The sequence below is a fragment of the Streptomyces sp. NPDC054794 genome (genome assembly GCF_053611585.1).
On record NZ_JBSHAQ010000069.1, the window covers coordinates 1 to 22,836 of the forward strand.

Annotated in this window: 21 protein-coding genes and 3 pseudogenes; 13 read left to right on the plus strand and 11 right to left on the minus strand. The window is 68.9% G+C overall.

Annotated features, from left to right (window positions below):
- Positions 1-215, minus strand: a 215-nt coding sequence (locus tag ACWGKT_RS42700; protein WP_453277936.1) for a carboxyl transferase domain-containing protein, incomplete at its 3' end; no start/stop codon positions are given.
- 112 nt (positions 216-327) lie between these two features.
- Complete coding sequence (locus tag ACWGKT_RS42705; protein ID WP_453277937.1) at positions 328-540, minus strand: acyl-CoA carboxylase subunit epsilon; 213 nt, start codon at positions 538-540, stop codon at positions 328-330.
- Positions 541-803: 263 nt separating this feature from the next.
- On the opposite strand from ACWGKT_RS42705, the gene ACWGKT_RS42710 reads away from it, so the two are divergent.
- A complete protein-coding gene (locus tag ACWGKT_RS42710; RefSeq protein ID WP_453277938.1) occupies positions 804-1,853 on the plus strand; it encodes a ScbA/BarX family gamma-butyrolactone biosynthesis protein in 1,050 nt (349 codons plus the stop codon).
- Between the two features lie 52 nt (positions 1,854-1,905).
- Here the strand turns inward: ACWGKT_RS42710 and ACWGKT_RS42715 are convergent, their stop codons facing one another.
- Positions 1,906-2,748: an NAD(P)H-binding protein gene (locus ACWGKT_RS42715; protein WP_453277939.1), complete on the minus strand. Its 843-nt coding sequence runs from the start codon at positions 2,746-2,748 to the stop codon at positions 1,906-1,908.
- 145 nt (positions 2,749-2,893) lie between these two features.
- Here ACWGKT_RS42715 and ACWGKT_RS42720 point away from each other — a divergent pair, with 145 nt between their 5' ends.
- Together ACWGKT_RS42720 and ACWGKT_RS42725 are read left to right on the plus strand one after the other, a co-directional pair.
- A complete protein-coding gene (locus ACWGKT_RS42720; protein WP_453277940.1) occupies positions 2,894-3,562 on the plus strand; it encodes a ScbR family autoregulator-binding transcription factor in 669 nt (222 codons plus the stop codon).
- Positions 3,563-3,861: 299 nt separating this feature from the next.
- On the plus strand, positions 3,862-5,334 hold the full coding sequence (locus ACWGKT_RS42725) for a multicopper oxidase family protein (RefSeq protein ID WP_453277941.1): 1,473 nt from the start codon (positions 3,862-3,864) through the stop codon (positions 5,332-5,334).
- A 190-nt stretch (positions 5,335-5,524) separates the two neighbouring features.
- Here ACWGKT_RS42725 and ACWGKT_RS42730 read toward each other — a convergent pair whose 3' ends face one another.
- The 4 genes from ACWGKT_RS42730 to ACWGKT_RS42745 form a co-directional block, all read right to left on the minus strand.
- Positions 5,525-5,926 (minus strand): DUF6009 family protein, encoded by a 402-nt coding sequence (locus ACWGKT_RS42730; RefSeq protein WP_356144395.1) that lies wholly within the window; start codon positions 5,924-5,926, stop codon positions 5,525-5,527.
- Complete coding sequence (locus ACWGKT_RS42735) at positions 5,923-7,437, minus strand: DNA primase family protein (protein ID WP_453277942.1); 1,515 nt, start codon at positions 7,435-7,437, stop codon at positions 5,923-5,925. Before ACWGKT_RS42735 ends, ACWGKT_RS42730 begins: the two co-directional genes overlap by 4 nt.
- Positions 7,434-8,432 (minus strand): bifunctional DNA primase/polymerase, encoded by a 999-nt coding sequence (locus ACWGKT_RS42740; protein ID WP_453277972.1) that lies wholly within the window; start codon positions 8,430-8,432, stop codon positions 7,434-7,436. The genes ACWGKT_RS42735 and ACWGKT_RS42740 overlap by 4 nt, the downstream gene beginning before the upstream one ends.
- Positions 8,433-9,229: 797 nt before the next feature.
- On the minus strand, positions 9,230-9,583 hold the full coding sequence (locus tag ACWGKT_RS42745; RefSeq protein WP_453277943.1) for a hypothetical protein: 354 nt from the start codon (positions 9,581-9,583) through the stop codon (positions 9,230-9,232).
- Positions 9,584-10,029: 446 nt separating this feature from the next.
- Between ACWGKT_RS42745 and ACWGKT_RS42750 the strand changes: the two are divergent.
- A pseudogene (locus ACWGKT_RS42750) lies at positions 10,030-10,343 on the plus strand (DUF2267 domain-containing protein).
- 559 nt (positions 10,344-10,902) lie between these two features.
- Here the strand turns inward: ACWGKT_RS42750 and ACWGKT_RS42755 are convergent.
- Positions 10,903-11,172 (minus strand): hypothetical protein, encoded by a 270-nt coding sequence (locus ACWGKT_RS42755; RefSeq protein ID WP_453277944.1) that lies wholly within the window; start codon positions 11,170-11,172, stop codon positions 10,903-10,905.
- A 392-nt stretch (positions 11,173-11,564) separates the two neighbouring features.
- Between ACWGKT_RS42755 and ACWGKT_RS42760 the strand changes: the two genes are divergently transcribed.
- From ACWGKT_RS42760 to ACWGKT_RS42795, 8 genes are all read left to right on the plus strand, one after another.
- Positions 11,565-11,882: an acyl carrier protein gene (locus tag ACWGKT_RS42760; RefSeq protein ID WP_453277945.1), complete on the plus strand. Its 318-nt coding sequence runs from the start codon at positions 11,565-11,567 to the stop codon at positions 11,880-11,882.
- 240 nt (positions 11,883-12,122) lie between these two features.
- On the plus strand, positions 12,123-13,382 hold the full coding sequence (locus tag ACWGKT_RS42765; protein ID WP_453277946.1) for an AAA family ATPase: 1,260 nt from the start codon (positions 12,123-12,125) through the stop codon (positions 13,380-13,382).
- Positions 13,379-14,521, plus strand: coding sequence for a ParB/RepB/Spo0J family partition protein (locus tag ACWGKT_RS42770; RefSeq protein ID WP_453277947.1), 1,143 nt, complete (start codon positions 13,379-13,381; stop codon positions 14,519-14,521). Before ACWGKT_RS42765 ends, ACWGKT_RS42770 begins: the two co-directional genes overlap by 4 nt.
- 743 nt (positions 14,522-15,264) lie before the next feature.
- Positions 15,265-15,717 (plus strand): MarR family transcriptional regulator, encoded by a 453-nt coding sequence (locus ACWGKT_RS42775; protein WP_356144383.1) that lies wholly within the window; start codon positions 15,265-15,267, stop codon positions 15,715-15,717.
- Between the two features lie 14 nt (positions 15,718-15,731).
- Complete coding sequence (locus ACWGKT_RS42780; protein WP_235460645.1) at positions 15,732-16,022, plus strand: helix-turn-helix domain-containing protein; 291 nt, start codon at positions 15,732-15,734, stop codon at positions 16,020-16,022.
- A 114-nt stretch (positions 16,023-16,136) separates the two neighbouring features.
- Positions 16,137-16,577 carry a hypothetical protein gene (locus ACWGKT_RS42785; protein WP_453277948.1) on the plus strand — a complete coding sequence of 147 codons (441 nt, stop codon included), beginning with the start codon at positions 16,137-16,139 and terminating at the stop codon, positions 16,575-16,577.
- Between the two features lie 175 nt (positions 16,578-16,752).
- Positions 16,753-17,397: an RNA polymerase sigma factor gene (locus ACWGKT_RS42790; protein ID WP_453277949.1), complete on the plus strand. Its 645-nt coding sequence runs from the start codon at positions 16,753-16,755 to the stop codon at positions 17,395-17,397.
- Positions 17,394-18,503, plus strand: coding sequence for a CU044_5270 family protein (locus ACWGKT_RS42795; protein WP_453277950.1), 1,110 nt, complete (start codon positions 17,394-17,396; stop codon positions 18,501-18,503). Before ACWGKT_RS42790 ends, ACWGKT_RS42795 begins: the two co-directional genes overlap by 4 nt.
- A 451-nt stretch (positions 18,504-18,954) precedes the next feature.
- Here the strand turns inward: ACWGKT_RS42795 and ACWGKT_RS42800 are convergent.
- A pseudogene (locus ACWGKT_RS42800) lies at positions 18,955-19,263 on the minus strand (GNAT family N-acetyltransferase); the annotation flags it as partial.
- Positions 19,264-19,852: 589 nt separating this feature from the next.
- On the opposite strand from ACWGKT_RS42800, the gene ACWGKT_RS42805 reads away from it, so the two are divergent.
- Positions 19,853-20,527 (plus strand): DUF4232 domain-containing protein, encoded by a 675-nt coding sequence (locus tag ACWGKT_RS42805; protein ID WP_453277951.1) that lies wholly within the window; start codon positions 19,853-19,855, stop codon positions 20,525-20,527.
- Positions 20,528-21,201: 674 nt separating this feature from the next.
- On the opposite strand, the gene ACWGKT_RS42810 is transcribed toward ACWGKT_RS42805, so the two are convergent.
- Both ACWGKT_RS42810 and ACWGKT_RS42815 read right to left on the minus strand, forming a co-directional pair.
- The gene (locus ACWGKT_RS42810) at positions 21,202-22,053 is read right to left on the minus strand and encodes a helix-turn-helix domain-containing protein (protein WP_453277952.1); all 852 of its coding nucleotides are present in this window, start codon (positions 22,051-22,053) and stop codon (positions 21,202-21,204) included.
- Between the two features lie 30 nt (positions 22,054-22,083).
- Positions 22,084-22,833, minus strand: a pseudogene (locus ACWGKT_RS42815) (DUF6879 family protein).
- Positions 22,834-22,836: the final 3 nt, after the last annotated feature.

Here is a 22,836-nt window from a genome sequence, read left to right on the forward strand (position 1 = left end):
CGACGCAGCTGCTCGACCTCCTGGAAGGAACCCGGGTCCAGCAACAGCTCGATCCGCTCCCGCGCCGTCAGCTTGCCCTTGGCATGCTGCGCCGCAGTCGCCTTCTCGCTGGGACCCGCCAGCGCCTCCGCTCGCACCATCTGCAGTTCGGCCACCCGCTCGCGCGCGTTTCCTGCCCCCGCAGAGACCCGAGGAATGTCATTGATGACGGTCATGGGTCTTCTCCCTTCCTCGTGTGGTGCGGGCAGCGGCCCTGTTCACACTAACAAACCGCTTTCGCGGTTTGTAGGTGTCATCCACACGAAACGACCAGATTGGCTGCCGGCCTCACTGCCAGCTGTACGGGGAGCGATATCCGGCTACGGACCGTTCCGGACGCCACTGCGGCGCACCGGAGGACTCCCCCTGCGTCCCTTCCTCACCCTCGGCTTGCGCGGCCAGGATGGAGATCAACACGACGGTGACGGCGGCCAGTTCCTCATCCGTAGCCCGTCCCCGCTCGATCCGCAGCGCGCTGGAACCGGTACCCGAATCACCCATGCTCCCTCCTCGGACTTTCGGCTACCGTCTGCCAGTCGGCTCAAGAAGTGCTCTCGGCATGCTTGAGGACCGGTACTCAGGTACGGCGGGCCGCTTTTGCGTCTTCGTCGCAGAAAGACACGCGTGAGTTCCACGACCGGATTCAGCCACTCCGCGGCGCGGCCAAGCGGAGGCACAAGTACCTGTAGAAATGAAACCGGTTGGTATGTATCTTCTTGCCGCACAAGCGCCACCCCACTCATCGCTACGGCCCAGGGGGAGCCATGTCTGCGATCACATTCCAAGGCGAGCGCATACCGGCACATAGGGTTTCGGGCGAGGGGGCGTCCGTTGCACCCCTCACGGCGACGGTCTTCCCTTACCCGTCGCTGACCACGACCGTTCCCAAAGAGTTCGTCCATCGCGCCGCGGTCGCCGAGGTCATGCTGACCAGCTGGACACGCGAGAACGACACCCACTTCACGGTGACCGCGCAGTGGCCGCGTGCACACAGCTTCTTCACCCCGACGGAGGAGGGGCTCCACGACCCACTGATCGCCGCCGAAACCATCCGACAGGTCGGTTCTCTTCTGGCCCACGCGGAGTACGAGGTCCCTTTGGGCCACCACTTCCTGATGTCGCGCCTCGAGGTGTCGGTGGAGCCCACACAGCTCCTGGTCGGCGACACGCCGGCCTCCGTCGACCTCGCCATCACCTGCACCGAAGTCAAGCGTCGCGGCGGCGGCCTCGCTCGGCTCGACTACGAGGCGACGATCCTGCGCGAGGGACTTCCCGTCGCGCGGGGGGCCGCATCGTTCAGCACCGCGAACCCGGCCGTCTACCGCCGCGTGCGCGGCCGTCAGGACCTCGACGGCATCCGCCCGATGCCGCTCGCCGCCCCGGCACCGCCGCAGCACGTCGGACGGACCTCGCCGCTCGACGTCGTCCTGTCTCCGACCGACGAGCCGGACCGCTGGCGGCTGAGGGTGGACACACGCCATCCGATTCTCTTCGACCACCCGGTCGATCACGTACCGGGCATGGTTCTGCTCGAAGCCGCCCGGCAGTCGGCTACAGCCTTGCTGGAACGTTCCTGCTTCCTGCCGCTCAGCTTCACCAGCGCTTTCCGGCGCTATGTCGAACTGGACGCGCCCTGCATGATCGAGGCCCGGCGGCAGCCGGTCGCGACCGACGGCACGGAATCGGTCCTGGTCACCGGTCGGCAGAACGAGCACGAGGTGTTCGAATGCGTGGTCACCGCCGACGCGGCGCCGGACTTCACCGAGAGCACGACGGCGGCCCGTCGCACGCCGGCCGGCGCGTTGACCGCGTAGGCGCCGAACGCCCTGGGCTGCCCGGGGGCCGGTCCTCCTGCCTTCCTCCTCGTCAGACGAAGGCCGCGAGGTGGTCCTGGGCCCAACTCCGAAAAGGGCGTGCCGGGTATCCGGTCACGTCGTCCACGGTGCGCGTCACCCCGGTCTTGGCACCACAGAGCTGCCGCCGGGCACTGCTCAGCAACGCCTCGACGACCGGCTCCGGGTGGCCGGCCCGCAAGACCGTCCGGGCCCGCTCCTCGCCCAGTTCTTCGAAGCACAGCGGGCGGCCCAGCAGACGGGAGAGCTCCGCGGTCTGCTCCATGGCGGTGACTGCACGGGGGCCGGTGATCTGGTAACTCCGGCCCCCGTGTCCGTCTTCCGTCAGGACCCGCACGGCCACCTCCGCTATGTCCCGCGGATCGACACACGCGACCGGTGAGGAGCCGTACAACGCCCGGACCACCCCGTCCGTGCGGATGGAGGAAGCCCAGGAGAGGGTGTTCGACATGAACGCGCGCGGGCGCAACAGGGTCCACTCCAGCCCGGAGCCGCGCAGCAGGTCCTCACGCGCGCGCTGTCGCCGGGTGATCAGGTCGTCGGCCTCGGGGTCGGTGACGGCGGCCGCCGACAGCTTCACCACGTGCCGAATGCCGGCCAACTGCGCGGCCCGCACGAAACGTTCGTCATCGCCCTGTGCCACGGGGCTGGTGACGAGAAAGACACGGGTGACGTGTTCCAGGGCGCGAAACAGTGCATGCTCGTCGGCGTAGTCCGCCACCACGATCTGCGCCGATGGAGCCACCTCGGCGGCCCGTCGCGGGTCCCTGACCATGATCCGTACCGGACGGTCGGCCGGAAGCCGCCGCACCACTTCTCGGCCTACTGTTCCGGTCGCCCCTGTCACCAGGATCATCACCGACCCGCCTCTCCCTGGCCACGACGGATGACGACGCCCACGGTCATATTCACTCGGAGCGCTCTCCCCGGTAAGATACAAACTGGATGGTTTTTTTGCTGGCTCTTCCCATGGAGTACGGCGCACCGGACGGAGGGGCTTCATGGCCATGCAAGACCGTGCGATCCGCACCCGCCAAACGATCCTGACGGCGGCCGCCAAGGTCTTCGAGGCACGGGGCTACCAAGCCGCGACCATCAGCGAAGTCCTCAACGTGGCCGGCGTGACCAAGGGTGCCCTCTATTTCCACTTCCCGTCCAAGGAAGACCTGGCTCAGGGTGTCCTGAGCGCCCAGGACCAGAGGATCGAAATTCCGGAGCGGTCCAGCAAGGTCCAGGAACTCGTCGACGTGGTCGCGTTGCACGCCTACCGTCTGCAGACCGATCCGATGGTGCGCGCCGGAGTGCGGCTGACCATGGATCAGATGTCCCACGGGCTGGACCGGACAGGCCCGTTCCTGCGGTGGAGCTCCCTGGCCCGGCACATGCTGGAGATGGCACAGAGCCAGGGCGAGTTGCTTCCTCATGTGAACCCTGCCGACACCGCCGACGTCCTCACGGGCGCGTTCGCGGGCATCCAGTCGATGTCGCACGCCATGAGTGACTACGGCGATCTGATGCGGCGGTCGTGCGACCTGCTGCGCCATCTCCTGCCGAGTGTGGTCCAGCCCTCGTTGCTCACCTCGTTGGACCTGTCGGAGACCAGGGGCCGCTCGGTCTTCGCCGAAGTGCAGGGCTCCTTGGAGGAGGCGCTGGCGGTCAGCGCCGGCTGACTCGGCTGCTGCCGCGCAGAGCGATTTCCCGCCGGGCGCCTCGTCGCCCGGCGGTCGTGTGTGCCCTGCGTGCTGTCGTGTCCTGATCCTCCCGTGTCGCGTGGGCCGCCGGACTGCCGACGGGCTTCACCGGACCTGCTGCGGCCAGGTGTGACTTCACCTTCTACGGTCACGGGTGACCTCGACCCCCTGCCGGACCCCGTTCTTCCGCCCATCGAGGCTCAAGCACCGTGTGCTGAAGTCGGCTCCGCCCGCGTCCACCCCCGGCCCGACGCGAACAGCCGAGCGAGGAGAACGTCATGCCCACCCGACGCACCGTGCTCAACGCAGCCTTGGTCACGGCCGGCAGCGGTGTATTCACCGGGGCCGCCCTCACGCCCCTGATGCGCCACGGCGAGGACGCGGCCGCCGTCGAGCCCGCCGCCGCCAACGTGGACGCACCGGCCGTGGAGAAGTTCAAGCTGCGCATGCCCGTCCCGCGGGTGCTCACCCCGTACTCCACGTCCGACGGCGTCGACCGCTACCGGATCACCATGCGGACGACCCAGGCGGAGATCCTGCCCGGCCTCCGGACGACCGTCGAGACCTACGGCGGGTACTTCCCGGGCCCCGTCATCCGGGCCCGTTTCGGCCGGCCGGTCGCCATCACGCAGCGCAACAGCCTCGACATGCCCACCTCGGTCCACCTGCACGGCTCCTCGGTGCCCGCGATCGACGACGGCGGACCGATGGAGACCATCGCGCCGGGCGGCTCGCGCCTGTACACGTACCCGAACCAGCAGTCGCACGCCTCGCTGTGGTTCCACGACCACGCGCACCACATGGAGTCCGAGCACGTCTATCGCGGTCTGTACGGCACCTATCTGCTGACCGACGCGCAGGAGCGGTCCCTGCCGCTGCCCTGCGGGGCCCACGACGTTCCCGTCGCCATCCGTGACGCCCAGTTCGACGCGGCGGGCCAGTTCGTCTACGTGATGGGCGACTTCCAGAACCGCACCACGCTGATGGCCAACGGCGTCGCGTACCCGCGTTTCGAGGTCGCCGCCCGCAAGTACCGTCTGCGGCTGCTGAACTCCTCCAACCTGCGCTCGTTCCGGCTGCGCCTGGCCGACGGCGGGGAGATCGTCCAGATCGGCTCGGACGGCGGCCTGCTGGTCAAGCCCAACCCGACGGACGCGGTCTTCCTCTCCCCCGGTGAACGCGTCGACGTCGTCGTGGACTTCTCCCGCTACGCCGTGGGCACGCAGCTGGTGCTGGAGAACACGCTCCTCAACGGCGGGCCGGCCGAGCAGCTCGGCCAGGTGATGCGCTTCGACGTGGTGCGCACCGCCACCGACCACAGCGAGATCCCCTCGGTGCTGCGCGAACTGCCGCCGCTCCCCCAGCCCACGGCCGAGCGGACCGTGGTGCTGAGCATGGACGAGACGGGCGGCGCGAACGCCAAGGGCTACATCAACGGCAAGACCTACGACCCGGACCGGGTCGACGACTTCATACGCCACGGCGCCAGTGAGGTCTGGACGGTGACGAACACCAACCGGTTCGTCCCGCACAACATCCACCTGCACCTGGTGCAGTTCCGGGTGCTGGAGCGCAACGGTCAGCTCCCGGCCCCCGCCGAGGCGGGTCTGAAGGACACCGTGATGCTGATGCCGGGCGAGACGGTGAAGCTGCAGGCGACCTTCGACACCTACCGCGGCACGTACCTGTACCACTGCCACCTGATCGACCACGCGGCCATGGGCATGATGGCCCAGTTCAAGGTCAGCTGAACCGCGTCAGCCGGACCACCGCCGCACCCGTCACCCGGCCACAACTGCCCCTGAGAGGCGGTCTGGAAAGGCTCCAGGCCGCCTCAGCGGCGCGCGTGGCCCCCGATGGGGGGAATATCGCACACACCGCCCCAGAGGGCTCCAGAACCGCTCTCAGGCCGTTCCGGGGGGCATATGGGGGCGGAGCCTGTCACAGGGGCAGCGACAGTCCTTCCTCCCGCGCCTGTGACGACAGCGGCCCGCCCTCGGAGCGTTCCGTCTTGCGTCCCTTGCTGCCCGGCGCAAGCGTGCGCGGGTCGATCGCCTCGGCCGGCGCGCCGGTGGCGTACAGGCCGTCGGGATCGGTGTCGCGGTCGTGCGGAAGCAGCCAGAAGACGCGGCGGCGGAAGGTGCCGGAGGAGCGGGAGGGCTTGGCGTCGGGCCCGAGCTGGGCGTAGCCGACCATGCGGCCGTCGCGGTGGTAGGCGGGCTTTCCGCGGCGGGTGGGCAGCCGGTCCAGGCTCTGCCGTACGTAGTCGAGGCCACCGATGTCTTCCAGCCAGACGAGGTCGGCCTCGTGGATGATCTCGTCCTCTTCTATGAGGGCGCTCATGCCGTCTCCTCGTCGGCCATCAGTCCGATGCCCGGGTAGTACTTGCGCTGGTTGGACAGGATCATCTCCTTCGGAGACGCCAGCCCCACCACCTCTCGGACCCGTGCCGCGAAGGCCCGGGACGATATCGCCGGTGCCCCTTCAGTTTGACACCAGGTCTTGTAGGCAGCGTAGAGCTGTGCCTGTTCTGCCCTCAGATCGGGCACCAGCCTGCAGGATTCCGACAGGAAACGCCCCGTGTGGTCCTCCGTCTCCGCGTACGCCGTGGTGGCGATGCGGACCCGCTCGGGGCCCGCGAGGTCCTTCTCACCGCTCAGATAGCGGCGGGCGCCCAGGATCAGCCAGTTGAGGATGCCGGGGCCCTCCTCGGTGACGAGGATGTCCGCCAGGTTGTCGATCTTGCGGTCGTCCGACACGACCCGCTCGAAAGGAATCAGCCGCATCCGGCGCCAGAACGCGAAACCGCCGGTGCCCACTTCCGGACGGTGGTTGCCGAGCAGCCAGAGCTTGTGGGTGGGCTGGAAGCTGAAGAAGTCCTGCCGCATGCGCCGCGCCTTGATGCGGTCGCCACCGGTCAGCAGTTTCACCCGCGCCTCGTCGAACCGGTCCCCCGGCTTGACCTCGCTGCACACGATGACCCGCCGGCCGTGCAGCTCGGCGAGGTCGGTGGGGTGCCCCTCGTAGGGGCGGGCCATCAGGAAGCCGGGCGGGGCGGCGTCCGCGTAGTCCCCCACGAGTTTCATCAGCACGTCCAGCAGCACCGACTTGCCGTTCTTGCCGGACCCGAACAGGAACGGCATCACCTGGCCGCCGACGTCCCCGCTGATGGAGTAGCCGAGCAGCAGGTGCAGGAAGTCGATCATCTCGGCGCCCTCGGGTCCGTCGCCGAAGGTGTCGGTGAGGAACCGGTCCCAGCGCGGGGTGGGCATGGCCTGCGGGGAGGCGGTGGTGGAGCGGGAGTGGAAGTCCTTGTTCGGGTCGGGGGTACGGATCAGTCCGGTGCGCAGGTCGACGATGCCGGCCGGGGTGCACAGCGCGTAGGGGTCGGCGTCCAGGCGGGCCGCGTTGAGGACCATGCCGGGCGCGGACTTGGCCTGGGTGAGCATGGCGTTCATGCCGCTGGTGCTCAGTGCCCGGCGGCGGTGCTGCTGGAGCGCGGTGGAGCTGTGGGCGCCGCGCGGGTCGTTGGTCGCGATGGACTCCGCCAGGTCGCCGGCGGCCCACATCACGGTGTCGTCCTCGTCCAGCTGCCAGCGGGTGCTGTCCCAGCGGTACCAGCCGAGGCCAGGGACATGCCGGTAGTCGTTGGAGTAGAGCTTGACGAAGAGTTTGGCGTTGCCGCGGTCGCTGAGGGTGTCGGGCAGCAGCCCGTCGGCGGTGGCCTCGCCGTCGGTGGCGCGCACGTCGGTGTCCGCCGCGGCGGTGCCCTGCCGGGGCACGGAGGTGTGCTGGGCGAGGATCTGCGCGGCGACCGCCTGGGCGTCGAAGAGCGCGTTGTCGTCGGAGGTCATGCGCGGCCTCCCGGGGACAGCGGGCGCTGGCGCCCGGCGCTCAGCCCGCTGCGGATGACGGCCCGGTAGCGGCGCTCCTGGCCGGGGCGGGCGTACTCGGCGACCTCGGCCAGCATCCGCTCGGCCTCGTCGTCGTCCAGGTGCCCGGCGGCGACGAGCCCTCCGGCGGTGTAGGCGGCCCGGTTGAGCTTCTCGGAGAAGGCGGCGCCTTCGGACACGGCGGCACAGGCCGCCACTTCGGCCAGTACGGAGGCCAGCGCACGGTTGGCCGCAGAACGGCCGCCGCCGGCCGCGAGGACGGCCTGCCGGGCCCGTGGCGGCACCGGACGGGGCACGGGGACGTGGGCGGGCGGCAGGTGCGCGGTGCGCTCCAGTTCGCGCGCCAGCCAGCCGGGCAGCGGCGCGGGCTCGCGCATCGGCCCCACCGGCTCGTACACACCGGCCTCGGTGACGGTGCCGGGCGCGACGATGTAGCCGCCGTGCGCCCGTACGTCGACCTGCCAGGCCAGGGCACGCCCGCTGCCGGATCCGGCGGAGCACTGCCAGCGTTGCCCGTTCTGGGCCCGGTACCAGACGTGGAGGCCCCCTGAGGGCGTGCGCACGCGCAGGGTGCTCTCGTCGTCCGCGGGGCTGTTCATGCCGCGCAGAGCGGCCAGCACGCCGATCGTGTGGAAGCCGTTGGACAGTCCGGTCAGGTCGATGCCGGCGGAGATGTCGATGCCGGGCAGCAGCCGGTCCCGGGAGGGCAGTTCCTGTGTGTGCGCGTCGACGTCGATGACGACCAGACCGGCGGGCCCGCAGGCGATGCCCACGCCGAAGCCCGGGTTGGCGCTCCACCACTGCTCGATCCTGGCGAAGTCAAGGGTGGCGGCACGGAATCCGTGGCACCAGCGACCGGCGGCCGGGCAGGGGCAGCCCCGGTAGGTGTGTCCGGGACTGCGGCAGGCCTCGCAGTTGCCCGCAGGAGTCTTGCGACCGGGGGACAGCGGATGCACGGGCCAGCCCCGGCTGGCACACCAGCGGGCGGTGGCCAGGGAGCGCGCGGGCACCGGCGGAACGGGGTCCGGCTGCCTTGAGTCGCTGCGTGAAACCCGCAGCTCAGGCACCATTCACATCCCCCACCAGCGACCGAAGCGACTCAACGACTGAGACAGCCTAGCGAACCACAGGGATAGGAGGGGACACGCCTGGGAACAAAAATGCCTGCGTGTCGCCCTCCGACCCTCCAGCGACCAAAGGAAAGACCCAGCGACTGAACGGATTTCGGTCGCTGTCTCAGCAGCTCAACGAATCCGCAGGTCAAAGGGTACGCACTGAACTAAAAAGCGACTGAAGCGACTGAAGGTCTCTATCTATAACGCGCACAGGCGCACGCACACACGTGCGTTGCGTTCCATATACCCAGACTGTCAGTCGCTTCGGTCGCTAAATTGCTCCCGTAGCCGCTCTGACCTGGGCTTACTCCGAGCGACCCAAAGCGACTGATTGAACCTTCAGTCGCTCTCCTTCAGTCGCTGCCCCCACCACCCCGCCCAGGAGGCCAGCGACTCAACTCCCCACGGGCCCAGGCGCAGCGACGACAGCGACTCAAGCGACGCTGCGACGACCCTGGACCCGAAGTCGAACACTTCTCCGCTACTTGGCTCCCCCTGGCCCGCTCCCGAATCTGTTGAACCGGAAAGCAACTCCGACCGACAGTCGCTTCGGTCGCTTCAATCGCTCCGCGGGCTGCCGCGCCCCGGGCTCTCTTGCGGAACTGTTCACCCGGTTCCTCTGCCGGGGGTCAGCACAGCTACTCGGCCCTCTGCTCCCGAAGCTGCGGCGAAGGGACAAGCAGCTCTCTGCAGCTGAGCCGAGGTTGCGCCGGCTCGTCGTCGGGCTGCTGGGCGACGACCTTGACGGTGTCGGCCGTCGCGCGGACCGGGCCGACGTCCATGGCGTCGAGCATGGCGCGCAGATCGCCCTCGGGATCGGCGGCGGCGCAGACGGCGAGACAGGCGTTGCGCAGTTCGATCGCGGCGGCGTCCAGGTCCTTGAGGGTGCGCCTCCTCTCCTTGGTCATCTTGGCGGCCGAGCTGCGGATGATGTCGCCCCTCACCAGGTCGAAGACCTCGATCGCCTCGTCGGCGGCGAGCTGCGGCATCACCGCGCGAACGCGACCAGGGTGGCCAGCGCCGGTCTCCTCGCAGGTCGGAGACGGCCTGGGCGCGGGCGGCCTTGGCGAACCGCCCTAGGGCCTGGATGCGGCCCGGCGTTTCCGCGTCCGGGTCCCAGGCGTGGCCGCCGAATGCGCGCAGGGATTCGTAGCGTTCCAGGGCCTTGCCCACCCCGCGCGTGGAGATGTCGCGCGGGGAGCGGCGCAGCCGGTCCAGTTCGATAGGCGCTTGCCCGCGGGGGCGACGACCAGCTGCTGCAACCGCTCGGCCTGCACCGGGGTGGGAGCGGCGGCCAGCGTCGCCCACAAGCGTTTCTCGGCCCGTTCGCGGGTGCCGGAGACCGGCCTTTCCAGCACGGTCACCCCGGGCAGCACCACCTTCTTGTCCACCAGGCGTTTGGTCGCGCACACGGCAGGGTGGGGCGTTCCCCGTCCGCCTGGTTCTTGCCGAACTGGGGCGCCAGCTGACCGGCGACGAGCGCGTCGAACTGGCCGCCCGCCTGCCCCTGGAAGCCGCACGCGTGCTGACCGCGCAGATCCCCGACACCCAGCCGCTGACCGGCTGGGCCTTCGTCAAGGACCTCGCCGCCCGCACGGCGCCTCCCTGGGCACCACCCGCTGGGACACAGGATCCGTCTTCTCCGCCGTCGCCGCCTACGCTGGCCCCGACCTCATCACCCGCATCCTGCACCAGCTCCCCACCGGCTACGCCCTGCTGTTCGGCCGCGCCGAACTCACCCCCGCCGCCTAGACGGTGACGTGCGTGCTTGGGGCGGGCGCGACGACCGCTGCGTCGCTGTCCGCCCTGGTCACGTCCGGCGACGTGCGGCGGGATCGAGCTCAGCGACGTGCCGGGCGACGGCGTCGTCGCCAGGGCGGGCGTCCCGCTCCGGGGACCGCACGGAGGCGTGGCGGGAGCGGGCCAGCAGCATTGGGGTAGAAGTGCCGCTCTCCGCGTCGTGGGTGAGCGCGGTATGCCGCAGCCGGTGCAGGGTCCAGCCGTCCAGGTTCTCGACGTCCTCGGGTGAGGCGAGCGGGTTGGCCAGCAGCCGGGTGTTCTCCTCGAGATCTCCTCAGCCCGGCGATACGACAGACGTGCCCGGCCAGTCTCGGGGCACACATCTAGCATTGGCGTCCCGGGGCCTTGCGGTCGGTGAGGAACAGCGGGCCGCGGGTGCGGTGGGGGATGAGTCGCGGCAGAAGCTGGGCGGTGCCGGACTGCTAGTGAATCCACTCCGTGGCCTCGCCCTTGGCGGTGATCCTGCCGCGCTTGTCCTGCGGGTAGAGGTCTTCCACGTTCAGGCACAGCACTAAAGCATCTTCCAGAACGTCTTCTCCCGCAGGGCGGCGTCCAGGCGCCACAGGGCGGCGATCTGTTTCTTGGCCAGGGACTTGGTGCGGTCGGGCGGTACTGGCCGCCGCTCGATGGCGATCGTCGGATCGCCTTCGATCCAGCCCTGGCGCTGCCACCAGCCGATCGCCTTGCGCGCGATGGACAGCTCTCGGTTGACGGTCTCGGCGTCCATCGCGTCCGCCCGCGCCGCCGCCAGCACCTCCGGCAGCGCCGGGTCGTCGATCACGGTGAGGGGGAAGACAGGTGGAATCGCGCCCCGGCGAGCGGACCCGGTCGGCGTGGGGGCGCCGGCGAGCATCCACCCCCACGTCGTCGGGGACCGGCAGTTCCGAGGCCGTCGAGTCCTCGGGGACGGCGGTGCGCTCTGCGGGAGTAGAGGGCTATTACGGCGTAATAGCCCTCTACTCCTTCGCGCTGTAGTGGGCGGAGCCATTACGGCGTAATAGCCCACCGACGTGATGGCCCAGGCCCGTGCTCCCCCACGCCCCTCCCCTGCTGCCCCCTATAGGACCTGAGCCTTCGTCAACGGGGATTCGAGCGCCCCCCGGCAGGCTGCTTGCACAAGTGCGTCAGGAGCGCACCGCCCCGACTGGTCCGCAGCTGGAAGGAAGCGCGTCGATGGCCTCAGCACCGTGGAACGCGACGTTCGAAGCAGTCCTGCGGCGGGGCCTGCCCGGTCTCGCCCAGGACAAGACTCCCGCGGCCGACGAGCCCCTGGAGATGTACGGCCTTGACTCCCTGGCCCTCATCGGCATCGTCAGCGGCCTGGAGGCGGCGTTCGACATCAGCCTGGCCGGCGAGGTCGTCGTCCCGGTCCACAGCCTGACCGCGGGTCAGCTGTGGGGCATCGTGTCCGCCGCCATCCAGCCGACCTGGGACACGGCCCGTTCCTCCAACCGCCGTTCGCAGGGCCCGAGCCCCTGGGCCATCGCCTGACGGCTCCCCCAACGCCCCACCCCTATTACGGCGTAATAGCCCCGGCGGGCCCTCGGTCCCCCGTCCCGGCTATTACGCCGTAATAGCTCCCGCACGACGACTCGCCCTCCGGCGGTCGGGCGCGACGGACAGGCCCCGCACCCTCGCGGTCCTCCCTCAGGCCCCTCCACACTCAGCCAACTTTCCCAAACTAACGTGTCGGAGGAGATTTGGATCAAGAACGTTAGTAAAGTAGCTCGCATGAGTTCTCCAGCCACCTCCAGCGACCGCGAGAAGGTCGTCTCCAAGCTGCCGGGTCGGCTCCGGCAGGACCTCAAAGTGAGAGCCGCACAGCACGGCCTCGACATCCAGAGCGCCGTGGAGCAGGGCATCACCGCCTGGTGCGGCCTCGCCTCCGCCCTGGAACCCATCGACACCGCGGGCGCCGATTCCTTCTCCACCTTCCTCCCCCAGGGCCAGTGGGACGAGTTCAAGCAGGCGGCCGCCGACCGCGGGGTCTCCCTCATCCAGGGTCTCGCCCAGTCCGTCAGGCTCTGGCTCGACACCAACCCCGCCCCCGACGTCGTACGACCGGCCGTCACCCGCCGCATCGTCGTCTGCAACCAGAAGGGTGGCGTCGGCAAGACCGCCATCACCGCCGGTACCGGCGAGGCGATGGCCGAGGACTCCAACAAGCTCTACCCGGTCCGCGTGGCCAAGCAGTTGGTCGCCGCCCTGCGCGCCGTCGAGGGTGATGAGGACACCTCCGTCGAGGACCCGCTGGACATCGAGAGCCTGCCCGGGCTCGGCATGCGCGTCCTCCTGGTCGACTTCGACCCGCAGTGCCACCTCACCAACCAGCTCGGCGCCTCCCCCGTGCCGATGAACGGCGACAGCCTCACCAACCACATGGCGGGCGACCCCAAGGGCGACCTGCGCGACCTGATCGTCTCCATCGACGACGAGCACTTCGCCGGCCGCCTGCACCTGCTGCCCGGCTGCAACGACGCCTTCCTCCTGGACGTACGCCTCTCCGCCGTACGAGCCCGGGAAGCCGCCCTGGAGCGCGCCCTGGCACCCCTCGAAGCCGACTACGACGTCATCCTCATCGACTGCCCGCCCAGCCTCGGCCTGAGCATGGACGCCGCCGCCTACTACGGCCGCCGCCGGAACAACGAGAAGCCCGGCCAGTCCGGCGCCCTCATCGTCGTCCAGGCCGAGGACAGTTCCGCGGACGCCTACGAGCTCCTCACCACCCAGATCGAGGACCTCCGCGCCGACCTCTCCCTCGAAATCGACTACCTCGGCATCGTCGTCAACCTCTACGACGGCCGCCGCGGCTACATCGCCACCTCCTCCCTGCAGGGCTGGGTGGACATAAAGGATCCGCGTGTGGTGGGCCTCGTCGGCGACCTGAAGGAACAAAAGGAAGCCGTCCGCATGAAGCAGCCTCTGCTCTCCTACGCCCCCAAGTCCCAGCAGTCGGTCAGCGTGCGTGCCCTGGCCCGGGAGATCTCATGACGAAGAAGGCCGACCAACTGGGCGCGGGCCGGTTCGGCGGCTCGGCACGACCGGTCAGCGCCCGCCGCGCGGCCGTCGCGGCGGCCACCGGCGTCCCCACGGACGGCGTCGCTCCGCCCACCGAACTCGCCACCAACCGCATCAGCCTGAACCCCGACAACCCCCGCTCGACCCTGGGCGACCTGACCGACCTTGCCGGCAGCCTTGCCACCCACGGCCAGAAGCAGGCGATCACGGTCATGAACCGCGATTCCTACGTCAAGGCCAACCCGGACCACGAGGCCGAGCTCGAACCGGACACCCATTACGTCGTAATTGACGGCAGCAGCCGCCTGGCGGCCGCGCGTGAAGCGGGCCTGGCCACGGTCAAGATCATGGTCAGCGACGACCAGGGCAGCACGGCCGAGGAGCTTCTGGAGTCCGCCCTCGTGGCGAACATCCACCGCCAGGACCTCGATGAGCTCGACGAGGCCAAGGCCCTCAACCGCCTTCTGGGCATCCACGGCAGCCAGACGGCCCTCGCAAAGCGCCTGCACCGGTCCCAGGGCTGGGTCTCCCAGCGGCTAGCTCTGCTCAACCTCACCCCCGCGCTCCAGGACCGCATCGGCGACGAGCCCATCGACCTCCTGCGCGCGGTCGGCAACAAGCCGGCCGAACAGCAGGAGACGGCCCTGGAGGAACTGAAGGCCGACCGTGCCCGCAAGGAGGCGGAACGGCCGCCCCTGAAGCCCGGCAGGCGCCCGACCCATTACGACGTAATAGGAGAGCCCGCCCCCGAGCTTGCCCCGGACCCGGCCCCCGCGCCGGACCCAAAGCAGCCCGCAGCCGCGGATCCGACCTCCGCCCCGGACTTGGAGCTCGACGAAGACCCGGCCCAGGTCCAAGCGCAAGCCCCGGTCTCAGAGCCGGAACCGGTGCCGGAGACCACCCCCGCCTCCACGGAATCGACGGTCCCCGAACCCCGCACCGACTCCTCCAACCCTCCGAAGCTCCCCTACGACGACGGTGCCTTCCTGGCGATGCACCTCATCCGCAAGATGACGGACACCGAGTTCGACAAGATGCTCCGCATCCTGAACGAGCACCAGCTGGAGCGCACCACCGCGACCGCGGCCGTCACGGTCACCGGGGAGGGCTGACCCCGCCTGGCTATTACGTCGTAATAGCCCTCCCGCCATTACGACGTAATAGCCAGCCCCCACCCGCCTCCCCCCTCTTCTCCCCCCGGCGGCGCTCTCCCCGCCCCCACCTGCCGGCCGCCTTGTCCCCCCTTCACCCGAAGAGGCGTGGCTGAGACCGGGACCGGGTTGCTGGAAACACACGCGCGCCTGCCCGTTCGGCGCCCCCACCGTTGTGGCTGGCTTTCCGTGGCTGAGGTCCAGACGGGGCGACATGGGCGACGCCAGGCAGCACAACGGGTACGGCTCCCTACGGGAGTCCGCGGAGCCTCCCTACGAAGCCTCCGTGTCGCCCCTCCGTGCCACTTCGCGCTGCCCACTCCCCCGCAGCGCGCAGCTGGCAACGGACCTTAGCCCCAAGTAAGAGAGCGTCAATCCCCCATCTCCTCGCTGACCTGCGAAGACGCCACCCATGACCCAGATCTTGCGAACTGCCAGGCAGTTCCTGGAACAGCACACCCAGTCCGAGGGATCGTGGTGCCCAGTTCCCAGGAACTGGGCAGATTGACTTCACGTTCATGACGACGGCCCCGAAAAGCGCTCGTGTACGCCTTCCGAGGGGTGCTGAGGAACCGTCGGCGGAGCCCGGCGACATGTCCGAGGAGCAGGGTTGATGAACTTCTTGCTCATGTACGTTAAGTTCATCTGGTCGGCCTGAGAACCGCCGCTCGTCGACTCATCAGCACCCAGGCACGGAGGCTCTGTTGGGAACAGCGCGCAGACTGCTGGACGCTGACACCGGCGAGATCGTCCCCTATGCGCCCTACGCCTTCTCCGGCCGGCACACCCAGGTCGACAAGGCGCGAGTCGAGGCGATCTCCGAGAGCAGGGCCTTCACGCCCAGCCAGAAGTTCCTCGTCCTGTGGTGGATCGGCGTCTCGCCGGAAGGCATGGAGCCGCTCAAGTCCACCGGAGCGGACATCGCCAAGCGGGTCGGCATGTCCACCGACGCCGTGGGGAAGATCAACCGGAAGCTGGCCAAGCACCGCATCCTGATCGTCCGCGGCCGTATCGGGAACTACAACTTCTACCGGATCAGCCCGTACATTGCGTTCCACGGGACGGGCATCGAGCAGCGCGAAGCCATCAAGACCTGCAACCCGCCGGACATCCCCGGATTCGACGAGTCCACCCCTTCGCGGTGGGAGGCAAAGTGAACGACACCAAGGACATGACCCTCCGCCTGCTGACGCACACGGCCGGCCTGCCCGCCAACCAGCGCCTGATCCTGACGCTCTACGCAGCGCATCCCACGGACCGCGCCGGCACTGTCAGCAAGACCGCGGCCGAGCTTGCCGAGGTCCTCGGGATGTCGCCCACGGTCTTCTCCCGTACCCGCCGCCAGCTCGTCGAGGCCGGCTGGCTGGAGGAGTCCGAGCGCCTCGGCCACATCCGCTACTACCGGCTGAGCCCGAAGGCCACCGGCGAGGAGGTCGTCGTACCCCTCCGCCGCGCCACCTGACACGTTCCCCCGGACCGGGTTGATTGACCTGAAGTCCATCAACCCGGTCCGCCAGGACGTCATCATTGCGTTGACGTCCATACGTGGCCGGCACCCACATGATCTACTCGACACGTGGGCAGCTCCTACATGGACTACCGAGGATTCGGCTTCTGGGCCCGCGATCACCAGCCCGAAGTGTGGCTGTACCTCCTGACGCAGGAAACCAAGGAGGTCGAGGACGCTCCCGCCTGGCTCGCCGCCGCCCGCGAGGACTGGGAGACACAGGCCACGGTCGGCTTCACGGGATTCGTGTCGTCCTGCCTGGACGAACACCTGGCCACCGACCCCGAGCGCACAGCCCTCACACTCCAGCTCTCGGAACGGGCCCTGCAGCGGCTGCTCGCCTGGTCCCCGGCCATCCCGAAGGACCTCGCCAACTCCTTCGGCACGGGCGGCCCCGGCTCACGCTTCGGCGGGGACCTGCCCACCGACCCACTGCTGGCCTGCGGCCGCGCCTTCATCAGCCTCCTGCGCGGAGAACTCCCGCCCGGCCACAGCACCTGGGCACGCTGACACGACACGACACCCCACCGGCATACGGCCCACCCGGCACCCTCACCAACGACTCACGGCCCGTACGCTCACTGCGCTGGGGCGGATGCGCAGGGCGGGACCCCAGAGAGCAATGTGACACGGGTCACGGGAACTCGGCCTGTTCGCCCCGCAGTTAAAGGGGGTGAGCACAGATATGCGTACCCGGGTACGGGCCGGGGATCCGAGCGCCTTCGCCGAGCTGTACGACAGCTACGCCCGGGCGGTCTACAACCACGCGTTCCGCCTCACCGCCGACTGGGCGGCGGCCGAGGACGTCATGGCCGAGACCTTCATGGAGGCCTGGCGGATGCGCGACCGGGTCGGGGCCGAGGGCGGCTCCCTGCGGCCCTGGCTGCTGGGCGTCGCGACCAACGTCGCCCGCGGCCACTACCGAAGCAACCGGCGCTACCGTGCCGCCGCGATCGCCGCCGCGGAGGCCGAGACCACGCTGCCCGATCACGCCGAGGAGGTCGCAGGCCGGCTCGACGACCGCCGGCGCATCGCGGCCGCGCTCCGCGCACTCGCCCTGCTGCGCAGACCCGAGCGCGAGGTCCTGACGCTGTGCCTGTGGGAGGGCCTGGAGTACACGGCGGCCGCCGAGGCGCTCGGGATCCCCGTCGGCACGGTCCGCTCCCGCCTCTCCCGGGCCCGCGTGAAGCTGCGCCGGCTGACCGAAGCCGAGCTGGCGGGACCGCCCGTCCAACTGGCGCGAAAAAAACGGGAACTCGCCCCGCTGGATCGCCAGACAAGAGGAGAACGTAACCACACGATCCGGCCCGTATCGGAAGGAAACCGATGAAAGCGACCCCGTCCCGGCAGAGTCCGGCCGAGTGGGAAGAGACCGCACTCCTCCTGCCTCAGACGGCGCGCGAACTGCCGACGGGCCGTCACCAGTTCCACAAGGAGCGCCTGATGGCTCGCATCGAGCAGGACATCCAGCACAACAACCACACGGCGACGGCCACCGCGCCGCAGGCTCGGCCGAAGACCGGGCGATTCCGCCTGCTCCGCCCGGCGATCACGCTCCCCGCCCTGGCCTGCGCCCTGGCCGGCGCGGTCGTCGCCGCATCGGTGATGAACGACGGGAACGGCGTCAAGCAGGACGGCCTCGCCACCGGCCCGGCCCTCACCACCCAGCTCGGCACCCCGACCACCAAGGGCGTCCCGCAGCTGCTCGACCAGATCTCCCTCGCGGCGGCCGAGAGCGACACATCCGCCCTCAAGCCGGGCCAGTACGTCTACATCGAGTCGAAGTCGGCCGACACCCATGTCCGGTACGACGGCGACAAGGCCTCCCTGGTCAGCGACGCGCTCCACAAGCGCCAGATCTGGGAGTCCGCGGACGGCACCAAGGGCTGGCTCATCGACCCCGCCGTCAACGGCCCTGAGGGGGAGACGCTGAGCCTGCCCGACGAGCTGGGCAACACACCGAAGGCTACCCTCAACGCTCCGTCGTACGACTTCCTGGCCAAGCTGCCCACGGACCCCGACAAGCTGCTCGCGATGATCTACAAGGCGGGGGAGGGCCACGGAAACAGCCCCGACCAGGAGGCGTTCACCACCATCGGGGACCTGGTGAAGGAGTCCTACCCGCCCGCGAAGCTCTACTCGGCACTGTTCAAGGCCGCCGCGAAGATCCCTGGAGTCGTCGTCGTCCCGAACGCCAAGGACGCGCTCGGCCGCACCGGAGTGGCGGTGGCCCGCCTGGACGAGCTGGGCGGATTCCGCGAGGAATGGGTCTTCGACAAGAAGACCCACGTCTTCCTCGGCGAGCGCGTCGTCCAGGTGAAGCCGAGCGACGAGAACGCCGGCCTGATGAAGCCCGGCACCATCAGGTCCACCAGCGCCATCGTCAAGCGCGCGATCGTCGACGGCCTGAAGCAGCTCCCCGCCCAGAACAACTGACACCTCCACCGATGCCCCGGCCGCCCCACAGGGGAGCGCGCCGGGGCACCGGCTTGCCCAGCCCCTGTCGGATCACGTCCGACGTCCCCTGGCTTCGAACGCACGCAGGGGTTTTGGACCTTGCAAAGGACTTCCGTGGTACCTGAACGGGTGCACGACCGACCGTGACGCGTGACGCGACTTCCGGCCTTCGACTCGATGAGTTGGGAAACCGGCGGAGCGAGGTGCTATTACGCCGTAATAGCGACGGCGAGGCTCCCAAGGTGGGGGAGGGGCCGTGGCTTGCGTATCTGATCACGGACTGGGGGAGTGGTGGTCGCTTCAGTGCGCGCAGGGCGGATGAGCGGCATGAGGCCGCCCGATCCCTATTGCACGCCGCCCTCGCCCCGGTCGCCTCCTCACGGACGTGATCGAGGCACCGCCCTACCCGTCGTTCTGTGCCGGTCGTGTTCTAGTCGGCTTCTGGTGCGTTGTACGAGAGGTTGTACCCGGTGAAGTCGGCGATCGGGACGTATCCGAGGCGTTGGTAGAGGGCGTTGCTGGTGGGGTTGGCCGGGTTCGTGAACAGCACGACTTCTTTGGCTCCTGCGGCGAGCGCGGCCCGGCTCACTTCGCCCGTCACTGTGCCCGCGTAGCCGTGGCCGCGTAGGTGGGCTGGGGTGTAGACGGGGTCCACCCGGACCTGGCCGCCGACCGGCGGGTTCACGCCCGCCATGGAGACGGGCGTGCCGTCCGGGGTCTCCCAGTACGTGTAGCGCTTCCCGAAGACGCTGGCTTCGGCGCCGTATGCGTCCGCACCACGTGTCCGCAGTTTCTCAAGCGTGGTCAGCGGCGTGTTGTGCATGACGGGGCGCGAGCACAGGAAGCCTCCGGCTCGGGCGAGAAAGTCGTGGACGTCATCGGTGAGGTGCCAGTCATCCGGGCGCATGCCGCATGATCCCTGATGTACTCGACCCGGGGGAGTGCGTCTACATCGAGTCGAAATCGGCCGACACCCATGTCTGGTACGACGGCGACAAGGCCCCCCTGGTCAGCAACGGGGCTCCACAAGCGCCAGATCTGGGAGTCCGCCGATGGCACCCAGGGCTGGCTCATCGACCCGACAGAACGGCTGACCCCTCCACAGGCGCCCCGGCCGCCTCACAGGGGAGCGTGCCTCGGCACCGGGTTGCTCAGTGCCTGTCAGACAACATCTCACGTCCCTCGGTTGCTGAAATTACTGGTGAGTTCTTTCACAGGCGGCTGGCCGATCGTCGGCGGAACCGCAGGTGGGTCGCCCGTCGTGTCGTACTCACGTCGAAGCCCGCCGGCACCCCGCCGGACCGACTGACTCAGGGGGACACCCACTCATGCGTCTGCGTACCGCCACCCTCGCGACGGCCGCTGTATTCGTCGCCGGCCTCAGCCTCACCGCCTGTAACTCAGGCGATGACGACTCCAAGTCCGCGGACACCTCCAGGCCGGTGGCTACGGCGTCGACTACGGCCTCCACTGCCGCCGGCGCGTCCACGGGCAAGCCTGGCGGCACCAAGGCGCCCAAGACCGGGACCAAGACGTCCGGCTCCGGCTCCGGCGGCGATGCAGTCAGTGCATGCACCACAAAGACGACCACCATCCAGTTCATCGCCGCGGCCGGCCACGCCAGCGAGTCGGAGCCCGCGGCCGCCACCATCAAGGTCACCAACACTTCGGGCAGCACCTGCACCCTCGTGGGCGCGACCACGTTGACCGCCAAGGACGACCAGAACAAGGCCGATCCCATCGCGACCGACAACTCGGCCGCCGGCACCGACGCCGTTGACATCGCCCCCGGAGCCTCTGCCAGCGCCGACGTCCTCTACACCGACCTCAACTTCGAAGGCAGCCAGTCCGCCCGCGAGGTCTGCGCGGTACAGGCCTCCAAGGTCGAAATCGCCCTCCCGAAGGACACCGCCCGCACCATCAAGGTCACCAAGTCGAACGGCGCGCCCGGCATCTTCAACGTCTGCACCAAGGACGTAAAGTTCGGCGCCTTCCACTCCTAGCCCGCCTTGCCACCGCGCGAGTCTTCTGATGGGTTGCTGGTGCGGATGGTGATGGGACGGTTTGTGCCGGTGCTCGGCCAGAATCCGGCAGGTGCTTGGGTCTGGTGATGGTCGAGCCTCGGGCGCGCTGTCGGGCTGATCCGGCGCCATGGATGGAGGAGCTCCCGGAGCAGGGTTCTGGCATCCGGTATCCGGATGTATCTGGCTTTCGGGGAAGTTCAGATGAAAGGCGACTCCCAGAACCGGCCCCCACGCGCCCGAACCCAGAGCTGCTGGTATGGCGCGACCTGGGACCGCCTCGCAGGCCGTCAGAGGGGCACACGGGCGTTTTGGATCTTGTAAAGGACTTCCGTGATACCCAATGAGTGAACAGTTGGCGGTCACACCTCGCGTGACGCCCCTTCCGATCCCTCGACTCGATGAATTGGGAACCGGCGGGAGCGAGGCGCTATTACGCCGTAATAGCGACGGCGAGGCTCCCAAGGTGGGGGAGGGGCCGTGGCTTGCGTATCCGATCACGGACTGGGGGAGGGGGCGCTGCAGTGCACGCAGGGCGGATGAGCGGCATGAGCCCGCCCGATCCGTATTGCGCGTCGGCGGCGCCTCCGCGCGCCCCTACTGATGGTGAGCAACTGCTGAACCGACTGCTAGCCGGGCTGACGACACCAGGTGGGTCAGAAGGTGGTGAGGGCTTGGCGTGCGGTGCTGATGAGCCGGTGGGCGTCGGCGCCGTAGACGGCGGATTCGCGCAGTGTGTTCCAGGTACGGAGGTAGGTGCTGACGCTGGTGTGGTCCTCGATCCATAGTTCGGAGTGCCAGGTTTCGACGATGACGCGGTTGTCGTCGTAGATCCAGAAGGCTGTAGCGGGTGCGATCTTGAGGGAGGCGCTGAAGGGGATGATTCCCAGCTCGACAGTGTCGAGGCCGACGGTGCCGGACAGCCGGTCGAGTTGCGCTGCCAGGATGGACGGCGGGCAGACCAGGGCGCGGAGCGCGGCTTCCCATAGAAGCAGGTGGAAGCGCTTGGTCGGGTCGTAGAGCGCCTCCTGTCGTCTGATGCGGGACCGAACGGCCTCCTCGGTGTCCTGGGGCGATTGCTGGAGTTCGGCATACCGGGTGAAGATGTGCCGGGCGTAGTCGGGGGTCTGGAGAATCCCGAAGATCATGGAGGATTCCCAGCCCCGGAACACGGCGGCGTCGGTGTGGGCGGCGAGGTGGGTGTCCTGGACGGGTTGGTGTCCTGAGGCGAGTTGCCGGCGCCATGACCTGATGTGGGACTCGAAGCCTGTGAGTCGGGCGAGTAGTTCGTCGTAGGCGTCCGGCTGGCCGGTGTGCTCGGCCCACAGGCGCAGATCGTCGGGGGTGGCGGTCTGCTTGCCGTTCTCCAGCTTGCTGACCTTGGGCTGCGGCCAGCCGAGCCGTCGGGCCAGGGCGGAACCAGTGAGCCGACCGCTGGGGGCCGCGAGTCTCAGTTCTCGCAGACGCACCCCGAGTGCCTCGCGCGCCTGCTGGTAGTCGGTGCTCACCGGTCCCGTCCCCTTGTCTTGACCAGTGCCCTACTGCGCCGTCAGGCGCGCCGCGAAGGTCTCGTAGGGCACCGCGTAGTGCCAGGCCGCATCGCGTGCTTGGGCGTATCGGTTGACCTCGGCCGGCTCGGCGATCAATTCAACGTTCGCCAGGTTGTTGGCGTCGTCGAAGTTGAGCAGGGCGACCAGCCTGGAGTCGAAAATCCAGAAGTCTTCTTCGGGGAGTTGGAGCCGTTCGGCGTCGGCACGCCACAAGCTGCGGATGTCTTCGCCGACGGCGCTGTTGCGCCGGGCGTTGTCCAGCAGGTAGAGCTGACCGGGCGTGGGAGGGCTGTCGACGATGCGGACGCGTTCGAACCGCTTGCCCAGCGCGGTCTGTTCGCGGCGCTCGGCGCACCACGTGGCGTCCTTGCCCTCCCAATCGACGGGCCTGCCCCGCAGAAACTGGGCATAGGTGTCGGTGACCTCGTCGGACGCGTACCGGCGGCGGGTCTCCAGCCGGCCGTGTGCTCGAAGCGGTTGAACAGCTGGTCGAATTCATCCAGAGCGATGATGTTCGGCACGCGGATGACCTCCTTGGGGCCGAAGTCGACGAGCAGTTCACGCGGGACCACGATCGGGACTTCGTTCCTCCCCGAGGTGCTGCAGGCAGGCGATGTCGGCAGGGTCGGTGAGTACTGGCCCGTGGATGATCACTTCGCCGGTGTCGAGGTCTTCGTGGACGGCGAGGCAGCCGTTCACGCCGCTGCCGGTGCCGTTGAAGCGCAGGCGACGCGCCATGAT